The organism is Heyndrickxia sporothermodurans, assembly GCF_003055045.1.
Lineage (GTDB): Bacteria > Bacillota > Bacilli > Bacillales > Bacillaceae_C > Heyndrickxia > Heyndrickxia sporothermodurans.
The window spans coordinates 1-13118 of record NZ_NAZB01000069.1 but is presented as its reverse complement, the minus strand read 5'-3'; the positions used below and the strand labels follow the sequence as shown (position 1 = coordinate 13118).

Annotated in this window: 14 protein-coding genes, 1 pseudogene and 1 riboswitch; of the genes and pseudogenes, 3 read left to right on the top strand and 12 right to left on the bottom strand. The window is 35.4% G+C overall.

The genetic code is table 11. The annotated features are described in order from the left end of the window. Positions 1-691: 691 nt before the first annotated feature. Positions 692-1480 (bottom strand): annotated as a pseudogene (locus tag B5V89_RS18410) (ribonucleotide reductase N-terminal alpha domain-containing protein); the annotation flags it as partial. Positions 1481-1901: 421 nt separating this feature from the next. Here B5V89_RS18410 and B5V89_RS18405 point away from each other — a divergent pair. Then, positions 1902-2282: a rhodanese-like domain-containing protein gene (locus B5V89_RS18405; protein WP_066234422.1), complete on the top strand. Its 381-nt coding sequence runs from the start codon at positions 1902-1904 to the stop codon at positions 2280-2282. Between the two features lie 48 nt (positions 2283-2330). On the opposite strand, the gene gcvPB is transcribed toward B5V89_RS18405, so the two are convergent. The 3 genes from gcvPB to gcvT are packed head-to-tail and all read right to left on the bottom strand — an operon-like array spanning position 2331 to position 6256. Continuing rightward, positions 2331-3794, bottom strand: a complete 1464-nt coding sequence (gene gcvPB, locus B5V89_RS18400) for an aminomethyl-transferring glycine dehydrogenase subunit GcvPB (protein WP_066234420.1) — start codon at positions 3792-3794, stop codon at positions 2331-2333. Further along, on the bottom strand, positions 3787-5136 hold the full coding sequence (gene gcvPA / locus B5V89_RS18395; protein WP_066234418.1) for an aminomethyl-transferring glycine dehydrogenase subunit GcvPA: 1350 nt from the start codon (positions 5134-5136) through the stop codon (positions 3787-3789). Before gcvPA ends, gcvPB begins: the two co-directional genes overlap by 8 nt. 16 nt (positions 5137-5152) lie before the next feature. Then, complete coding sequence (gene gcvT / locus B5V89_RS18390; protein ID WP_107920869.1) at positions 5153-6256, bottom strand: glycine cleavage system aminomethyltransferase GcvT; 1104 nt, start codon at positions 6254-6256, stop codon at positions 5153-5155. A 187-nt stretch (positions 6257-6443) separates the two neighbouring features. After that, a riboswitch (glycine riboswitch) is annotated at positions 6444-6538 on the bottom strand. 282 nt (positions 6539-6820) lie between these two features. On the opposite strand from gcvT, the gene B5V89_RS18385 reads away from it, so the two are divergent. Both B5V89_RS18385 and B5V89_RS18380 read left to right on the top strand, forming a co-directional pair. Next, entirely contained in the window at positions 6821-8527 is a 1707-nt protein-coding gene (locus B5V89_RS18385) for a DEAD/DEAH box helicase (protein WP_066234409.1), read from the top strand. Beyond that, entirely contained in the window at positions 8496-9290 is a 795-nt protein-coding gene (locus tag B5V89_RS18380; RefSeq protein ID WP_066234406.1) for a YqhG family protein, read from the top strand. The genes B5V89_RS18385 and B5V89_RS18380 overlap by 32 nt, the downstream gene beginning before the upstream one ends. Before the next feature lie 31 nt (positions 9291-9321). On the opposite strand, the gene B5V89_RS18375 is transcribed toward B5V89_RS18380, so the two are convergent. The 8 genes from B5V89_RS18375 to B5V89_RS18345 form a co-directional block, all read right to left on the bottom strand. Beyond that, positions 9322-9498 (bottom strand): YqzE family protein, encoded by a 177-nt coding sequence (locus B5V89_RS18375; RefSeq protein ID WP_066234403.1) that lies wholly within the window; start codon positions 9496-9498, stop codon positions 9322-9324. 71 nt (positions 9499-9569) lie between these two features. Continuing rightward, positions 9570-9950 (bottom strand): competence type IV pilus minor pilin ComGG, encoded by a 381-nt coding sequence (gene comGG / locus B5V89_RS18370; RefSeq protein ID WP_066234400.1) that lies wholly within the window; start codon positions 9948-9950, stop codon positions 9570-9572. 3 nt (positions 9951-9953) lie between these two features. Further along, entirely contained in the window at positions 9954-10382 is a 429-nt protein-coding gene (gene comGF, locus B5V89_RS18365) for a competence type IV pilus minor pilin ComGF (RefSeq protein WP_181294716.1), read from the bottom strand. Further along, positions 10354-10692, bottom strand: coding sequence for a hypothetical protein (locus B5V89_RS20265; protein ID WP_066234394.1), 339 nt, complete (start codon positions 10690-10692; stop codon positions 10354-10356). Before B5V89_RS20265 ends, comGF begins: the two co-directional genes overlap by 29 nt. Beyond that, positions 10682-11116 carry a competence type IV pilus minor pilin ComGD gene (comGD, locus tag B5V89_RS18360; protein ID WP_258223531.1) on the bottom strand — a complete coding sequence of 145 codons (435 nt, stop codon included), beginning with the start codon at positions 11114-11116 and terminating at the stop codon, positions 10682-10684. The genes B5V89_RS20265 and comGD overlap by 11 nt, the downstream gene beginning before the upstream one ends. A 2-nt stretch (positions 11117-11118) precedes the next feature. Continuing rightward, on the bottom strand, positions 11119-11433 hold the full coding sequence (gene comGC / locus B5V89_RS18355; protein ID WP_066234385.1) for a competence type IV pilus major pilin ComGC: 315 nt from the start codon (positions 11431-11433) through the stop codon (positions 11119-11121). 15 nt (positions 11434-11448) lie between these two features. Continuing rightward, positions 11449-12480, bottom strand: a complete 1032-nt coding sequence (gene comGB / locus B5V89_RS18350; protein ID WP_181294715.1) for a competence type IV pilus assembly protein ComGB — start codon at positions 12478-12480, stop codon at positions 11449-11451. Further along, positions 12428-13118: ATPase, T2SS/T4P/T4SS family (locus B5V89_RS18345; protein ID WP_181294714.1), on the bottom strand; the 691-nt coding region annotated here is incomplete at its 5' end. The genes comGB and B5V89_RS18345, both read right to left, overlap by 53 nt.

Here is a 13118-nt window from a genome sequence, read left to right as displayed (position 1 = left end):
GCTTATGAGGTTTTATTGTTGGGACTCAACCTCTAGTCGTTGAACCTTCGCCATAACCTATGCCCTATGACGCTTGGCTGCAGATTGTCCAATACTCACAATTTTTATAGCATTCACGTTCACCGTTTCCGGACACGTTGTAGCTTGTAAGTCTCTAAGGATTTTCCCGCAATTCACCCGATTTTTTAGTCGTTCATTTTCTGAACGACGCGGACTAAGGCATCTTTTTAATCCGCTAACATTATCATTTGAGCTCCACGCTATTTTGTTACACTCAGGCTAAGAGTGGCTAGGTCATTTCTGCCTAGCTCTCATGCTTTCACATGAGATCAGACTATCTCATCAAGGAAGAAAAAATCGTAGCTATATCCATGATTATGGAGATATATAAATTTTTTTAATTAACTCTTCCTTGTCTCGCGCCTCATAAGGTCGTTTCCATACCATATGATTTACTCCTCCCATTTCTTCCATTTAATTTACACCTTTTTTATGTTTTTAGTAAGAATTAGGGAGTTTCAATAGTCGTTGAACGTTCATCTCCGTTTCCAGAGATGCTTCGCTGCTGATTGCCCAATCCTTATCATTTTCAAACCTTCACGCTCACCGTTGCCAGTCACGTTGTGGTTGATAAAGCTCTAAGGGTGTTCCAGCAATTCACGAGATTTTAATCCCGCCATTGGAGTGTTTAACGGGATCCACCCTGCTCAACCAAATGTGTTAATTTCGCAATATCATCAAGCCATGATACAGAACCTGATGACTTGCCGTTTACGCCGCGAGCCAAAGTGTTTCTTGGCCTTAATGTCGAGCCATTTGTTCCTACTCCGCCACCTCTGCTCATAATTTCCATTACTTGTTTTCTATGTTCTGATATCCCTTCACGAGAATCTGGTACGAACGGCATAACGTAACAATTAAAATAGGTTACTTCTGTATCTGCACCAGCACCATAAAGTACACGTCCAGCAGGTACAAAATTTAAGTTCACAAGTTCTTGATAAAACTTTTCGAACCATTCTTGACGTTTTTCCTCGGTTGTTTCAACTGAAGCCAAACCTGTTGCGTTCCTTTTGGCAATTTGCTCATAATAAACTTCCAATGGCTTTTCGATAATATCTAGTGGTCTAGTAATAAGTCCTGTTTCAATTTCTTTCGGATCTTCTAAAGCACTCCGATATTCTTCATCAACTAGTACATCTGCTAATTTTTGTTCCCAATCAATATTTTTGATAAATCCTAGTCCTCTTGCAGGAAATTTCGGATCTTCCTTGATGGTCAAAACGACAAAATCACCATTCGATAATGTAAGCTTTTCGGTATCTTTGAATGCATAGCGGTCAATCATTACTAAACGTGATACACCTTTATGTGTGATTTTCATATCTGGTGTAACAGGATGTACCTGTGGAAACAATTTGATATCTTTGTTTAATTGTTCCTCATTAATCTTCAATTCATTTGTAAACGCAACAGACATTTTGACAACTCCTTCTATCTTTCTAGCATAAAATCTAGCTTGAGTACTCTTGTTGTATTCTTCTATAAGTTATCATATTCACTTATAGAAAATCAATAAATAAATACAATATATAGTGTTATTAATACTAAGAAAAATACTATATATTGTGAAATGGTTAAACTTTGTTCCTTTTTGTCAAATCGAAAAATAAATAAAATAAAGAGAAAAGAGGAGAAAAAGAGAGTTATAGAATTAAATTTAGGGTAAATTTGAAAATTTCCACGGTTGCATATTTTTGAAGCAAATGAAAGATAGGTATATCAAAGATACTACCCCTTTCTTTCAAAAATAAATATTTTTATAGCAAAAAGTTTTGATTCCTCTTCCATTGATGAATATAATAGAAGATAGTGGTGTATCGAAGAAAGGAGAAAGTTTAGTGGGTAGTTTATATTTTCTTATTATTGTCATAGTAGCAGTCATTGCCTATACGCTCTATAATTATTTTTCTCAAAAGAGAGCGGTTAAAACTTTAACTGAAGAAGAATTTAAAGCGGGCTATCGGAAGGCACAATTAATCGACGTTCGAGAAGCGAATGAGTTCGATGGAGGACATATATTAGGTTCAAGAAATATTCCATTATCGCAATTGAAAATGAGAATGAAAGAAATTCGTCCTGATAAACCTGTATACTTATATTGCCAAAGCGGGATGCGCAGTGGTCGTGCTGCTCAAATGCTTTACCGTAAAGGTTATAAAGATCTTTACCAATTACAAGGCGGATTTAAAAAATGGACTGGTAAAATTAAATCTAAATAAATGAATACATGTTTAAAGCCTCTTCCATTCGGAAGAGGCTTTTTATCTTTATCTTTGATTATTATAGCGTAATACTGGTTTACGGGCCGCTTGTGCTTCATCTAAACGTTTGATAACGGTTGTATGTGGAGCCTCTTGAACGATTTCAGGATTCTCTTCTGTTTCCTTTGCAATTTGTATCATCGCATCGATAAAGGAATCCAAAGTTTCTTTTGATTCTGTTTCAGTAGGCTCGATCATCATACATTCCTCAACGTTTAACGGGAAGTAAATAGTTGGTGGATGATAGCCAAAGTCTAACAGACGTTTAGCAATATCTAATGCGCGAACACCTAATTTCTTTTGGCGTTTTGCACTTAAAACAAATTCATGCTTACAATGACGGTCATAAGGTAGATCATAGTATTCTGCTAACCTTCTCATCATATAGTTTGCATTTAGCACTGCATTTTCGGTTACAGCTTTTAAACCATCCGGTCCCATTGTTCGAATATACGTATATGCTCTTACATTTATCCCGAAGTTACCATAGTATGGCTTTACTCTACCGATGGAAAGTGGGCGTTCATAATCGAACTTATAAACATCGTTTTCTTTCACAAGCACTGGCTTTGGTAAAAATGGGATTAAATCTTTTTTCACCCCGACCGGACCAGAACCTGGACCACCACCGCCGTGCGGGCCAGTAAATGTTTTGTGAAGATTTAAATGAACAACATCAAATCCCATATCCCCCGGGCGAGCTTTTGATAGCACTGCGTTTAAGTTAGCACCATCATAGTATAGTTTACCACCTGCACTATGAACGATTTCTGCCATTTCCAAAATATTTTCTTCAAATAATCCTAAAGTATTCGGGTTTGTTAGCATTAGAGCAGCTGTATTTGAATCTACTAATCTTCTTAAATCTTCTAAATCAACAAGTCCATTTTCATCCGATTTAACCGTTACCGTTTCAAGTCCTGCAACACTAGCGGATGCTGGGTTTGTTCCATGGGCGGAATCGGGAACAATTACTTTAGTCCGATTATGGTCACCATTTGCTTTGTGATAGGCACGAATCATCATTAAACCTGTCCATTCACCGTGAGCTCCTGCTGCCGGTTGGAGAGTCACTTCATCCATTCCGGTGATCTCAATTAAATGTTGTTGTAAATCGTACATTAATTCCAGAGCACCTTGGACAGAGCTTTCATCTTGTAGTGGATGTATATGAGCAAAACCAGGGTAACGTGCCACCGATTCATTTATTTTAGGATTATATTTCATTGTACATGACCCAAGTGGATAGAACCCTGAATCCACTCCATGGTTCTTTCTTGATAAAGCGGTATAATGACGCATAATATCAAGTTCGGAAACCTCAGGTAAATGCACTTCTTCATCACGAATATAGTCGGAAGGAAGGTAATCGTTAATATCAATCTCAGGAACGTCAAGGTCAGGAAGGCTATAACCAATTCTGCCTGGTTTCGTGATTTCAAAAATTAATGGTTGGTTCTCCTTATTCATGGCTATCCCTCAATTCTTTAATCAATTGATCGATTTCATCTTTCGTTCGTAATTCAGTAACAGCTACAAGCATGCAATTCTCCAGTAGAGGATAATCTCTACTTAAATCATAGCCACCAATAATTCCTTTACTCAAAAGATGTTTATTAAGCTCTTTAACAGGTTTATTCAATCGAATAACAAATTCATTAAAACTTGGACCTTCAAATTCGATTTTAAAACCTTCTTGCTTAAATGCTTTTTTAGCATAATATGCTTTTTGAATATTTTGGACAGCCATTTCCTTAACACCTTTTTTGCCTAGAGCAGTCATAGCGACTGATGCAGCTAATGCATTTAGGGCTTGATTGGAACAAATATTAGATGTCGCTTTATCGCGTCGAATATGCTGTTCACGGGCTTGCAGGGTTAAAACATAGCCTCTTTTCCCATTTTCATCAACCGTTTCGCCAACTAAGCGACCAGGAACTTTTCTCATTAATTTCGTTGTTACTGCAAAATAACCACAATGTGGTCCACCAAAACTTTGAGGGATACCGAATACTTGTGCATCACCAACAACAATATCTGCACCAAATTTCCCCGGAGGTGTGATCGCCCCTAGCGCCAGCGGATTACTTGATACGATAAATAATCCTTTATGCTGATGTGCCAATGGTTCAATTTCTTTTAACGGCTCAATTTGACCGAAGAAATTTGGATATTGAACGACAACGGCAGCTACCTCTTCGCTTAATTCAGCTTGTAATGCTTGTAAGTCTGTCACACCGTTTTTATGAGGAATTTCAACTACTTCAATAAATTGACCTTTTGCATATGTTTTTAATACTTCCCGCGATTCCGGATGAACAGTTTCAGAAATAAGTATTTTTTTTCTACGTGTTTGTCCACAGCTTAACATAGCGGCTTCGGCTAAAGCTGTACCCCCATCATACATCGAGGAATTCGCTACATCCATTCCTGTTAACTCACAAATCATCGTTTGAAATTCAAATATCGCTTGTAATTCCCCTTGGGAGATTTCAGGTTGATAAGGTGTATATGCAGTATAAAATTCAGATCGGCTAATAACATGATCAACAATCGTTGGAATGTAATGATCATAAACACCAGCGCCTAAAAACGATACATTCTGTTTTACATCCGCATTTTTAGCAGCCATTTGGCTTAACTCTTTTAACAAAGCTGTTTCTGATTTTGCTTCTTTAATATTATATAAGCCTTTAAAACGGACTTTTTCAGGAATATCACTGAAAAGGTCATCGACAGAAGGTACTCCAATTGTTTCTAGCATTTCCTGCTGGTCTTGATCTGTCATCGGTAAATAGCGATGCTTTGTCATAATTCTCTCTCCCATCCTACTTTTTAGGTCGTTTATAAAATGGCGTTGAAATTACTTTTGCTTTTAATCGTTTGTTGCGAATCTCGACATCAACCATTTGATCAATATCAGTAAACTGAATATCGACAATCCCTAATCCGATATTTTTCTTTAATGTCGGGGACTGTGTGCCCGTTGTGATTGAACCAATTTCTTCATCACCGGAAAAAATTTTATATCCATGACGAGGGATTCCGCGATCAATCATTTCTATCCCAACAATTTTTCTCGCTAAACCGTTTTCTTTTTGTTCTTTTAATGCGCTCTTCCCAATGAAATCAGTATCTTTTGCAACCTTAACGGCAAAACCAATCCCTGCCTCTAAAGGGCTAATATCTTCAGAAAGTTCCTGCCCGTAAAGTGGAAGAGTTGCTTCAAAACGAAGGGTATCTCTCGCACCAAGTCCACATGGAAGAAGACCTTCATCTTTTCCTGCCGCTAATAGTTCCCTCCATAAAAATACGGTATCTTCAGCTTTACAATAGATTTCAAATCCATCTTCACCTGTATATCCTGTTCTTGAAACGAAAGCTTTAACACCTTTTACATTTACATTTTCATCAAATTTAAAAAACTTAATCTCTTCTAAATTTTTATCTGTTACCTTTTGAAGAATTTGTTCCGCAATTGGACCTTGAATAGCTAGCTGTCCAATACTTGCGGATATATTTTCTACTTCTACATTGCCCTCGATATGTTTTTGAAGCCACGAAAAATCTTTTTCAATATTTCCTGCATTTACTACGAGTAAATAATTATCATCAGCAATTTTATAAACTAAAAGATCATCAACGGTACCACCATTTGGATAGCACATCGCCGTGTACTGTGCACCGCCGATTTGAACCTTTGAAATATCATTTGTCATCATTTTCTGTAAATAAAGGGTGCTATCTTTTCCTTTTACAGTTATTTCTCCCATATGGGAAACATCAAATAAGCCTGCTCTTGTACGTACTGCTTCATGTTCTTCTTTTATACTAGAAAATTGAACAGGCAACTCCCATCCACCGAAATCAATCGTCTTTCCACCATATTCCTTATAAATCTCAAAAAGTGGGGTTCTTTTCAAATTTGACATTGATGATCCTCCAATCAATATTCTAATTCCTTCTTTCAATTTCACAGCAAAATACTCAATGCACATAAAAAAAAGACAGAAAAAACCAATTTTAATATACTGGTTGTCTCTGTCCTGGCACCTGAAAGTTTACCTAAACGGCTGTCCCCTTGGGTGGCTTCAATATTCGAAGCACTCTCCAGAGTTGCGTCAATCAGAAGTCTTTTTGCCTGAGAGATTCATAATGATCCATTACTTGCTCCTTCGGCTCTGCATTTAAGCAGTCTCTCCCCCTGAAATCATTCGCCTATATTTAATTGAAAAATGGATATACTAGCATAAAAGATTTATTTTGCGCTAACACCCTTGTAAAGCTAACTACATCCTAACATTATTCAGCTTTTTCATCAATCATTTTTCAAGCAATTTTGAATAAAATAACCACTTTTTGCATTTTATCTGATAGTTGTAAGGGGATTCATTCGAACAAATATAATAAAAGACGAACAATACTCTATGATTTCCTTTTATTATACGTAAAATATAATACTCACATTTCAATTCTATTTCATAAGGAGTGGAATTATGTCGATTAATATTCATTTTGATCACTCTTGGGGAGAAGGGTTAACAGAAAGATTTTATAAAGATGGACCTTGGGGAAATTGGCAATTGTATCAATTAGCCATTGAAATGGAGAAACATCAAATCATTCCAGAGTTTGAGGGATTGCAAGCTCCGAAGCATTTAGCAAACTTAAAACCATTGCCTCATCAACTTGAGGTAGCCCAACAAGTAGTGGAAAACATGAATGGAAAAGCTATTTTGGCCGATGAAGTTGGACTTGGAAAAACGATTGAGGCTGGGCTCATTTTAAAAGAATATATGATACGTCGTCTCGTGAAAAAGGTATTAATCCTCGTCCCTGCATCATTAGTGTCGCAATGGGCATTTGAACTAAATACGAAGTTTCATATCCCTGCTGTAGCACAGAAAAAAAGCTATGTGTGGGATCAATTTGACTGTGTGATCTCATCCATTGATACGGCGAAACGGAGTCCTCACCGTGAAAAAATTTACGAACAAAATTATGACTTAGTTATTATTGATGAGGCCCATAAATTAAAGAATCATAAAACTAAAAACTATGAATTTGTTCAAAACTTAAAGAAAAAGTTTTGCCTATTATTAACTGCCACACCTATACAAAATCGTGTAGATGAAATTTTTCATTTAGTATCCCTTTTGAAGCCCGGGCATCTTGGCAGTCAGTCCGGATTTATTGAAAAATATAAAAGCAGTAATCGATCGGCGAAAGACGATGAGCGCCTGCGTGAACTAGTAAATAAAGTAATGATTCGAAATCGCAGAACAGATACCGGGATTGAATGGACGAAACGTCATGTCAAAACCATTTTAATTGATTTTTCTAAAGAAGAAAGAGATTTATATGATTCGATTCAAATCTTTAAAAATGGTTCTCACTCATTCGGTAATAGTGGTTTTTCAATGATGACATTACAGCGGGAGGCTTGTAGCAGCAGAGAATCCGTATACTACACATTAAAAAATATGTTAAAAAAAGCTGAGAATCCGTCCCCTGAACTCGAGCAAAAGATTCAATTTATGATAAAAAAAATTGAAGCTGTCAAGCAAAATTCCAAGGCGGAAGAAGCGGTAAAATTAATCAAACAAATCAACGATAAAGTGATTATTTTCACCGAATATCGAGCGACCCAGCTATATTTACAATGGTTTTTAAAACAGCACGGAATCAGTTCGGTACCGTTTCGCGGCGGATTTAAAAGAGGAAAAAAAGATTGGATGCGCGAATTGTTCCAGAAGCATGCCCAAGTATTAATTGCAACTGAAGCCGGAGGGGAAGGAATCAACCTTCAATTTTGCCATCATATGATTAATTTTGACTTACCGTGGAATCCAATGAGACTTGAACAACGAATTGGAAGGGTGCATCGTCTTGGTCAACAAGAAGATGTTCATATCTATAATTTCGCAACAAAAAATACGATAGAGGATCATATTTTAAAATTATTGTATGAGAAGATTAATTTATTTGAAAGGGTTATTGGTGAATTAGACGATATATTAACACGATTAGAATTTGGAAAATTAGAAGACCATTTACACGATATCTTTCAGCTTTCTCGAACAGAAGGTGAGATGAAAATTAAAATGGAGAACTTAACGGAAATGATTCAATTCGCCGAGAACATAAAAGAAAATGAAGGAGATCGTTTCGATGCAGCAGCAGGAAATACATCAATATCTTAATCAATATTTTGAAGCGAATGAGTGTGAAATACTAGAGAATAAAGACGGATATATGACTGTTCAATTAACGATTGAACTGGATAAAGAACTCATGAATCGTCCCTTTTATTGGCATTATCTAGAGAAAACGGGGGGAATACCAAATCCATCTAAATTAACGATTATTACCGATCAAGAACGATGTCCTGATCATATTAAGGGTGAAGTCATTCATTTTGGTGCACCACGATTGCATCAAATATTTCAGTCAACGAAAAAATTTGCGAAATACATTCGCTTGTATGAAAATATCACACCGAAAGCAAACCAACAAACTCCATTATATCCTTGGCTTGGAGTAAATATAAAAATTTCCTATCAATGTGATCGCAAAAGAGATGTTTTTCGTTCTTTCGGATTAAATTTAATCAATGGAACATTAGTTGAAGACTTTCATGAAAAAATAAAAAAACGAGCATTATCCCCGAAAATTCCGGACTTATTTTTTACGCTAACGCCCATCATTATGCCTAAAAGTGGTTTGACAAGAATTGAAACATTTTTAAATCAAGAAATTATGAACGAGGATCACACATGGGCCGAACAAGCAAAAAAGCGATGGGAAGAAGATTTAGCATTATTAAATCACTTTTATGAAGATTTGGATGAAAAACCAGAGGCTTATTTAATCGAAAAACAGGCGTTACAAGACCAGTACGAACCGAATATTACAATTGAAATTATTAATGGCGGTCTATTCTATTTAGCAAGTAATCAAATTTAAGAAAAGAAAAATAGGAGAGTGTATTTCTCTCCTATTTCCGTTTAAATACCATTATTATTGAATACGGTAGAATCCCGAACCATCGATAAAGAAAAGGTGCTTTTTCCTCTTTTCTTTGGATTCTATGCTGTTTTCTATCCAATTTCGGCGTATCAAAATGCTTTACAAAGGTTTGTGTAATGAATTTGATATAATCATTTGTAGACATAAACTATACACCACCTTCATCATATCTAGTTTGCCCACTAATGAAATTATTTATTCATAATTAAAGCAAAATTACTTTTCTTCCCATCTTAATATACGTTTTTCTTGTTGATTATAAATAACTTCGCTTTTTATAGATAAATGATTATCTAAGTTTATTCCCAACATAATGGAATACATATTCTTCTCCTTCTCATGAATGGTAAAGTTCACTGTTCCTTTATTATAGGAAAATTTCCCCGCAGACAAATAATCTTCTTTATTTATCGAATCTACTATTTTTTTAACCGCCATTGAACTCATACTATTAACTAAATAATATTCCTCCATTTCTTTCAAATATCTTTTTTCTGATAAAAAGATCTCAATAGACGTTGTTAACACAAATAGGCACGTAACGACAATCCCTAAAGTTAACGGAAAAATATACCCTTTTTCATTATTTATTTTCATTTCTTATTCCTCATTTTCTCGTAAAGAAAAAAATAAATGGGCTTCTCTAGAATGATTATTTACAAATTGTACATGCAGAATAATTTCATTTTTATTACTATCAAAATTAATTTGCTTTACTTTTTGCAAAACCACCTCATGTCCTTTCCCATCTACCCTTCTTCGAATCGATTGATTATATTTTTCATAAACGACTACTTCTTGGCCCCTATTTAAATATAGGCTGTTTCCTGTAACTACCCATCCATTACTTGTTCTTAACTCTTTCCTTAATTCCATTAGAAAAAGATTCCATTCAAAATCTTTTTCGGTTGAGTATGCATGGTCAATCCGTTCATATGCTTTTATTAAAAGTGGAAAAAAAGCAAGAATCGTCGATAAAATTAGTAAGGAAAAAATACATTCAATCAGTGAGAACCCTTTCTCGTTCATACTCCTCGACAATGCATTGTTGCTTCTTATCATAATTAACACAAACCTTCCATTCAAATTCATTGCCCTGTTGAAACGTGATCGTATATTGTCTTCCATCAACGATGTATAATTGATCTTGCGACTGACCTGTCATTAAATTCGCTTCGGTTCTTTCGTACATTAACCTAGCTGCAATTAAATCCCGTTTACCTTCCTCTTGTTTTTGAATAATTAAAAACATTAGAGGAAACAGGCTTGTTGCAATTAAAAGTATCGCACTCAATGAAACAAGCCCTTCCGCAACTATAAAACCTTTATTATTCTTCAATACGGAATCTTCCCCTCCCAATATTGAAAATCAGCTTCATTTCCTTTCCACTGTGTTTAAATTTCAACGTGCCAAATTTATTAGTATTTCCGTCCGGTGTAATCATAAATGATGTGAAGGAACCATTCATCATATCAACGGAAGCAGGCAATGTTCGATCAACAATTTTACTTTTTGAAGTTACTGAAGTGGCGATGTAGCGGTCATTATATGGATAGAACTGAACAACAACAGATTCATGTCGATTCACAGCATATGATTGCACATAGTAAAGATCCGCTTCCATTTGAGAAATAAACATTCCTTTTTCTAACGAACGCCAAATAGGTTTCATGCTTGTAAATCCAAGGCCGATAAAAATGGAAAGCACAAGTAATACAATAAGGACTTCCATTAAAGTAAATCCCCTATTATTTTTTATCATCATTACTTTTGACTCTTCACTTCCGAAACTTTTCCATTTGAATCAATTGATATTTCGTTTCCATTTGGACATTTTGTTTTTCCAGAAGTAAGATAGTCTTTCGACACTAACTCTGCTGTATCTTTAGGAAGTTGGTGGAATTCCATTTCATAAGCTTCCACTTGTCCTTGAACCATCGAAATATACGCTTCACAGCCTTTATTGTTTATTGATGTACTGTGCTTCGTAATATTTGGTATCGCTACGAAAATTAATATTGTAATGATAAGCAGTACGACTAACATTTCTATTAATGTAAATCCTTTATTATTTTTCATCACATTTCACCCCATTTAAATTGAATCAATCATCTCAAACATTGGTAATAAGATAGACAAATAAACAGCAATGATCATACAGCCTATAAAAATAAACATGATTGGCTGCAATATTCGAAATATTTTTTGGATGTTTTCCTCCATACGCAGTAAACAATATTTGCTATAAAATAGCAGCTCATGATCTAATCGACCATTTTTTTCACCATGTATTGTAACGGTAATAAATTGCTGATCGAGAAACGCCATGTCGGAGAGAGAATGGGAAAAAGAAAGCCCTGTTGTTAGATCAATTCGTATTTTTTCAGCGATTTCTCTAATAAGTGGACGGAAACTTTGCGATCTCATCATTTCTAATATTTCAATAATGGAAAATCCACCTTGGAGTAAATAACTCCATTCGCGGGCCAAAAACTGACACGTAAACAATTTATAATAAAATCGAACAATCGGTATTTTGGAAATCAAAGTTGCTTTTTGAATTGATGTTTTTTTGTTCAGTGCATAATAGATGAGAAGGCTAAAGATGATGAATAAACTGAGGATACAGCCTATAAAAAATTGAGCGTTATTCATCAAGTAGATAAAAATACTTACAATTTTTGTTGGACGATAATTCATCGAAGAATATAAAATTTCGAATTGAGGGAGTAAAAAATTTTTAAGCAGCAATAGTACAAATATCAAGAGGAAGATAAGAATCACTGGATATTGAAGCAATTTCAAAAATGTTAAACGATCTTGATGTTTTTTTATTAAATAACCTCCAGCTTCTACAAGTACATTCGATAGATTGCCGTGCTTATCGGCAAAATAAAGCTGTGTACAGGCCTTTTTATCAAAATTTCTTTGACTTAGAACTTCATAAAATGGAATACCGTTTTGTAAATCTTTGAGCATTTTTTGAGAGTGCAACGAAGCTGTTGAATCAAGATGATCTAAAAAATCAATAGCTTCTGCTAAAGTAAATCCGTTTTCAAGCATTTCCCCAATTCTACTCAAAAACATTCCTTGAGTTTTGATAGGGATTCGATTCTTCCTCTTCATCAAAAACCCACCGATAGTATTCATTTGTTGAAATATATCCAAGTGCAATCCCCTTTCGTATAATCTCTCTCAATGTTTTATATTTAGTCTTTATCCGATTACCATTCGCCTCAGTCAATACATTTTTCAACGTCTTCCCTGATATCATTTCATAAACGGCAGTCCTGTTTTTCTTAAAATAATTTAAACAATATGGTGAACATACATTACCACAAAATGGGCATTTCAATTTCACTAATCTTTGTGCGGTCACGGCAATCAATGTTTGCTCAATTTCGTGCCATTGCACCCCAAATTCTAATAAGCGATAAATAGCTCCTTTCGCATCCCTTGTATGCAATGTACTAAGAACTAAATGCCCCGTTAATGCTGCCCTAATAGCGATTTTCGCCGTTTCACTATCACGGATTTCTCCTACCATAATAATATCGGGATCATGTCTTAAAATAGCTTTTAATCCCGTACTATACGTAATTCCCGCTTTTTCATTCACTTGCACTTGTAAAAACGAGCTATTCTGCTGCTCTACGGGATCTTCTAGTGTAATCACATTTCTTTTCAGTTGATTGGAACAATGCTCCACAAGGGTGTACATCGTAGTGGATTTGCCGCTGCCGGTTGCTAGCGTATCATAAATA